We start from the raw sequence: 5201 nt of genomic DNA, 5'->3' as shown, positions 1-5201 counted from the left end.
GTGTTTGAAAGCCACGGCTGACCCGTTGGACCAATTTGGCTCGAGCGACCGCAGATGTTTGGTCCGCCCCCGACGCTTGCAGGCCAGCTTTGACTTTACTTTCCGCTTTGTCGGCGGATGTCGATGATGAGTGGATCGGGTCGGTTGGATCGCTGCTGCCGGTTGGCGCGGAAGCGGCGTTCGTGGATCCGACGGCGGTCGTTCCGCTGGTCGCTGTTTTGGCAGCGGCAGCGGTGGTGGCTTGGATGGGTGCCACTGCCGCTACTGAAGTCGATGATTTGGCCGCGGTCTGCTCAACCATTTGGTTCAGTTGAGTCTCGCTGATTTCGGATTCGTCACCGGCTGCGGCTAGTGAAGCATCGATTGCGATCTTCCCCTCACCCAGATTGCTGTCGCTTGCCGTTTGAGGTGCAGCGTCTTGCGAGTCCGCCTCTCCATCACGTGAATAGCGTCGGCGTTCGGTTCGTCGAGGATCTTCCGAGGTGTTGTGGTCGGATTGGGTTTCGCCCCGCGTTTCGGTGTTGTCGTGCTCGGTGCCGGAATCATCCGTGGCGACTTCTTCGGTGGAGGTGACTGAACTCGCGACCGGACTCTCTTCATCCGCCGAGGCGTTGGAGGTGTGGTCATCAGAACGTTGCTCTGATTCGCTGCTGACTAGAACAGCAACTTCTTCGGACACGATGGCATCGGAATCATTTTCTTCGAGTTCAGGATCGTGTTCCGAAAGCAACAGAGGATCCTCCACCGAGACGGCGTCTTCCTCTGGAAGTGACTCGGTTTCTTCCAACGATTCAGGACGAGTCACCTCATCAGGGGTTTCCGAGGACTCGATTGGCTCGTTCGACGTGGCGGTGGCTTCCTGAGCAGGAGTGACATCGGCCGTCTCCTCGGTCAAGTTGCTTGCCGTGGTCACAGCGGTCGCTGGAGCGGCATCGTCTATCGCTTCGGTCTGTTCTTCGCTGGAATCCTCGTGGTCTTCGGTTTCGGTTTCGGTTGACAGGGTGTCTTCCGGCGGCGAGGTGGGTTCCGAGGCGACCGCGGTTGGAGTGGTCGCGATACGAGCGAAGACTTCGGCGAACGGATCACCCAACCCCGACGTCGGTTCGATCAGACTGGCAGTTCGCGCGGAAGCGGAACTGCTGAACGCAGCAAACGCATTTTCGGCGCGTTTGTTGGTTGTCGTTGTTGAGACAGTCGTCTCGGTCCTTGATTGGACTGGTTTGGTCGTTGTCATCGCGGTCCCCCCACCGTGATCATCGGGATCCTGGTGGGAACACCTTGACCTCAATCACCCACCGCGAGCATTGTCGATGAGTCCGGTCGTTGGCATTCCTTCGCCGATTCGGCGTAGGATCTCGTAGAGCTTGTCCATTTCTTCCGGCGTAGCAAACTCTGCCAAGATATCTTTTCGTTTATCGATGGGCATGGCTTGAATGATACTGACAACGTCATCGATTTCTTCGTCATCGTACATGCGCAAAAGCTGCTCTTTTGCCTGTTCTGCCTCAAGTGCCTGGAGTGTTCTCTGGACTTCCTGCAGTCCTTCGTCTTGAGCGCCTTTTCGAATTTCTTCCAAGCTGCGATCAAACGAGGTTCGGCGTTCGTCAAAACGTTCGCGTTGCAGTTTCAATTCTGACATTTGAAGAGCGATGTCGTTTTTGGCCTCTTTCAGACTTCGCAATCGGATGTCGCTGTCCAAGCCATCTCGTCGTCGCGCGTCGAGGATTTCGTCAAAATCCGGCTGTTCGCGGTCTTCGCTCTGCTGCATGATCTGTCGCAATTGATTGCCGGAGATGTCGATGCCATTGAGCAACGCAATGATTTTGGTCAACGTTCGAACGTTGAGCGTGCCGCGTGAAGCGAAGTAGCCCATCAGAATGATCAAGGTCAAACAGGTCGCGGTGCTGATCATCGCGACGGATCGCATCATGAATCTCATCGTCTGGTTTCCTTGGATTGAGCTGCCAGCTCACGGCGTCGCAGAAGAACGCGGGCGGAGGTCAGGTCATCAGCTTCGGCTTGTTCTTGCTTGGTTTCGAGTGATCGATGCTCGGCCAATTGAGTTTCACGCAGTCGTTCGAGGCGTTTCACTTCGGCTTCTGCAGTGACCAATTTCTCGCGACGTTTCTCGAGTTCTTGGTTGAGCTGCCCCAGTGTCTGTTGAAGCGAGATTTGGTCGGCGTGCAATTGAACGTCATAGCGGCCTTGATGCAGCATTTGGTCCACCGAAACATTGGCTTGCTGCAACGTCTGGGCTTGCGCCGTACGGATCGATTCGCGTTGTGTGTTGATTTCTTGAATCTGCTCGTTGATTCGCTGGATCGCTTCGAGAGCCTTGCCGACCTCCGCGCCCGCTTCGTCTCGCTCGCGAGAACGCAAGTCCAGCAGGGAATCGAATCGGAATCGAAATGGGGGCATAGGAAACGAACGAGTGTGAAGTGCGAAGAGAAAAGGATGATTCACCCGGCCGAATCAGTCATTCAGGCTGGGGTGGGGGCGGGAGCCTTCGGTTGGTTCAGTTGAGCCAGCGCAGCGGCAGCGGCTTGGTGCAGCTTGAGAACCCGGGCCTGGGAGTCCGCGATGGGAGTGATCTCGTTCGCGTCTTGTCGCAACAGATCGTTGATGGGATCACGCATCGCGATGGCAGTGTCCACACGAGGGTCACTGCCGGCTCGATAAGCACCGATTGAAATCAGGTCTTCGCTGGATTGGTACTGAACCATGTGCTCGCGAACTCCCAGGGTGGCTTGATAGACTTCAGGCTTCACCAAGTGGTTGGCAACTCGGCTGATGCTTTCCGGAATATCGATTGGTGGGTAGTGACCTCGGTGGGCGAGTTTCCGGTTCAGCACAATGTGTCCATCCAGCAAACCACGAACCGTGTCTGAGATGGGTTCGTTGTTGTCATCGCCTTCAACCAACACGGTGTAGAACGCGGTGATCGAGCCTTTCGTGGTTCGTCCGGCACGTTCGACCAATTGCGGCAACATGTTGAAGACGCTGGGCGGGTAGCCACGTGTGGTCGGTGGTTCGCCAGCGGCCAACCCCAACTCACGCTGGGCCATTGCGAAACGAGTGACGCTGTCCACCAGCAACAGCACGCGGTGTCCTTCGTCGCGAAATTGTTCGGCGATTGCGGTGGCGGTCCAGGCTGCGGAAAGTCGTTGTGCGGCCGGTTTGTCGCTGGTCGCTACCACGACGACGCTGCGTTTCAGGCCGGCAGCGCCGAGCGCCCGCTGCATGAACTCTTGAACTTCGCGTCCCCGTTCGCCGACCATCGCGATCACGATTCGGTCGGCTGTTGTTCCTCGGGTGAGCATCCCCAGCAGTGTGCTTTTGCCAACACCGGAACCGGCAAAGATTCCCAAGCGTTGGCCGACACCACAGGTCAGCATTGCATCGATGGCTCGAACGCCTGTTTGCAGGGGCTCATCAATGGGAGGGCGGTCCAGTGAATCGGGTGCGGACCGAGAGGCACTGACTCGAACAAGGTCTTCGCTGAGCGGTTTTCCGTCGATGGGACGTCCGAAGGCATCGATCACGCGGCCGCACAGAGAGTCGCCGACGCGCAGCGTCAGCGAACGCGAAACCAAGCGAACTCGGTCGCCAGCGGCCAAGGCAGAGATCGCTTCCATTGGCGCGAGGATCGGTCGTGTGTCGTCAAAGCCAATGACTCGGGCAAGCGTTGGTTTGGCATCCGGTGGCATCAGTTCGCAGATCGCGCCCAGTGGAGCGGTCATGCCTTGGACGGTCACCGCATCGCCCGTCACCGACGCGACACGTCCGCGAATTTGGGACAACACCAAGGAGCCGAGTGATTGGCGGATGGTTTCGGGATCGGGCAGCCGTGGCGGATGCAATTGAGGAACCGCGGGCAGGTTCATAGCATTTCCTCACGCAGTCGTTCCAACTGGGATTGCAGTCCCGCGCGGATCTCGCCGCCTTCTTGTCGCACGACCACTTCGCCAACCGGAAGCGTTTCGTCGGGGATCACACAGGACTCCTCCGGCAAATCGGGGCTCGCCAAAAGTTCATCGAAACGTTGGCCCAGTTCCGCCAGCATGTCAGGGTGAACGGCCAGCACCAAGCGTCCTGCTGATCGAGTGCTGTGCAACGCTTCGCTGGCCCACCGCACCAAGAGGTGCTGTTGGTGCGGGCTGTCGGCATAGCCCGCTTCGGCCAGCGACGTCGGCACAGGAGCCTCGTTCAGGTTGGCTCGCACCATTCGCTCGGTTGCGGCGATGGCGGTTTCGGTCAGCACCTCCGCGTATTGCTGCATCCATTGGTCGTACTGCGCGTGCATCTTGGTGCTGGCGTTTTGCAGCGCTTGCAGTTGCGATTTGGTTTTGGCTTCTGCCAACTGAGTGATCTTTTTCTCGATGTCTTGCGAGGCTTTTTTCACGCCTTCTTCGTAGCCACGAGCTTCCGCCTGCTGTTTCAATTCAGTGGCATGCTTTTCTGCCTCGGCCAAAAGCTGCGCGGCCTGTTCACGAGCCCGGCGGAGTTCTTCACGCCCTTTTTCGGCCAAATCATCAAGATTGAAACCGGCCAAGCCTGACACGCCGCCTGGTTGTTTGCCGACGACGCCGCCGGTCGCGGATTGAACACGATCCACCTGGTCGGCAGGAACGCGAGTGGAAACGCCGGCGCGAGTCGTTGGCTCGGTGCTGGAGGGAGTTAGATTGGCCAGGTCCGGACGCTCATCCTTTGAGTCAGTGGGTTGAGGATTTGCACCGTGCAAACCAGCGTTGTGTTTGAGGATCGATGCCATGGTCACGCCGCCATCGCAGTGGTGGAGGGAGCGGTGGAAGCGGCGACCAAGACCGCTTCTTTGGCCTCATCAATTTCACGCAGTTCCATTGATCCCACGTTGGCCAACTGGGCTCGCACCTGGTTGGCTTGCTGTCGCGGGAGCACGTTGATGGCGGAGTCTGCGGTCTTGTTGGGCAGCCCGCACAAACACAGCATCGCGGTACGGGTTGGCACGCGTCCGAGTGCTTCGCAGAGCAGACGTGGTTTCATTTTCACCAGTCGTTGATGGATTTCGTCGGTGGCGAAACCGGATGAGGGAGCGGGACTCGGTTGGGACGCCGCGGCAGCGTGTTCAGTCCCTGAGTCCGCCGGCACATGGACACGCAGGGGGGGCGTGCCTTCAGACGTTTGTTCGCGGAATTCGGCGGCGCCATCGTGGGGTGGGGAGG

6 protein-coding genes are annotated in these 5201 nt (G+C 58.4%); all 6 read right to left on the bottom strand.

Going from position 1 to position 5201, the window contains the following annotated elements:
• Positions 1 to 1234: flagellar hook-length control protein FliK (locus ACF8AM_RS23545; protein ID WP_392557996.1), on the bottom strand; the 1234-nt coding region annotated here is incomplete at its 3' end.
• Between the two features lie 54 nt (positions 1235 to 1288).
• Positions 1289 to 1939, bottom strand: a complete 651-nt coding sequence (locus tag ACF8AM_RS23540) for a hypothetical protein (RefSeq protein WP_392557995.1) — start codon at positions 1937 to 1939, stop codon at positions 1289 to 1291.
• The gene (gene fliJ, locus ACF8AM_RS23535; protein ID WP_392557997.1) at positions 1936 to 2418 is read right to left on the bottom strand and encodes a flagellar export protein FliJ; all 483 of its coding nucleotides are present in this window, start codon (positions 2416 to 2418) and stop codon (positions 1936 to 1938) included. Before fliJ ends, ACF8AM_RS23540 begins: the two co-directional genes overlap by 4 nt.
• A gap of 62 nt (positions 2419 to 2480) precedes the next feature.
• Positions 2481 to 3884: a FliI/YscN family ATPase gene (locus ACF8AM_RS23530; RefSeq protein ID WP_392557994.1), complete on the bottom strand. Its 1404-nt coding sequence runs from the start codon at positions 3882 to 3884 to the stop codon at positions 2481 to 2483.
• Positions 3881 to 4771 (bottom strand): flagellar assembly protein FliH, encoded by an 891-nt coding sequence (locus ACF8AM_RS23525; protein WP_392557993.1) that lies wholly within the window; start codon positions 4769 to 4771, stop codon positions 3881 to 3883. Before ACF8AM_RS23525 ends, ACF8AM_RS23530 begins: the two co-directional genes overlap by 4 nt.
• Before the next feature lie 2 nt (positions 4772 to 4773).
• On the bottom strand, positions 4774 to 5201 hold a 428-nt coding region (locus ACF8AM_RS23520; protein WP_392557992.1), incomplete at its 5' end, for a FliG C-terminal domain-containing protein.

It is taken from the genome of Rhodopirellula sp. JB055, assembly GCF_043100905.1.
GTDB lineage: Bacteria > Planctomycetota > Planctomycetia > Pirellulales > Pirellulaceae > Rhodopirellula.
The sequence above is the reverse complement of the archived record's forward strand: the minus strand, read 5'-3'. Positions and strand labels throughout refer to the sequence as shown.